The 568-nt window shown below is 36.4% G+C and carries 1 protein-coding gene; it reads left to right on the top strand.

The genetic code is table 11. The annotated features are described in order from the left end of the window. The coding region (locus RF640_RS19065; RefSeq protein ID WP_368828672.1) for an integrase core domain-containing protein at window positions 1-262 on the top strand (262 nt) is incomplete at its 5' end. Between the last annotated feature and the right edge of the window lie 306 nt (window positions 263-568).

Raw genomic sequence — 568 nt, 5'->3', positions numbered from 1 at the left:
AATAAGTATGACTCAAACAGGAGATCCTTTGGAGAATGCCATAGCAGAACGTGCAAACGGCATTTTAAAAACGGAATGGCTTTATAGGATGACAATTCCTACTCGTAAAGTATGTAAGAAGGAACTGACCAGGATTATTGCGTTTTATAACGACGAAAGACCGCATATGAGTATCGGTAATCAAACACCATCTGTTGCACATACTCAAGCGGGGCCACAGCAGAAAATGTGGAAAAATCCTTGGGAAAATTCTTCTAATTAGTTGAAAATGTGTATCTTTGCATTTGAAAGAATATCATCACCGTAACCTTTCTAGGGATAGCTCCTTAAAAAGAGTAACCTAGTTAGGTATAATGGGGATTCGCTGACAACCCATATAGTGATAAAATTAAAAATGCGTAACTCATTTAGTGATAAGAAAAATAGATAGTAACATATTTAGTTTAACCATCCTAAAGGTGACAACTTTTTCACGTATAAGACAGTCTAGGACTACCGTTTCTCCAGTTAGCCCGCTTTGATTTGTTAGATGACTGATACAAAATACACTTTTAAGGACGACTTTTTG

This window comes from Kocuria sp. CPCC 205231 (assembly GCF_040980965.1).
In the GTDB taxonomy this organism is placed as follows: domain Bacteria; phylum Actinomycetota; class Actinomycetes; order Actinomycetales; family Micrococcaceae; genus Kocuria; species Kocuria rosea.
This window is presented reverse-complemented; position numbering and strand designations above follow the sequence as displayed.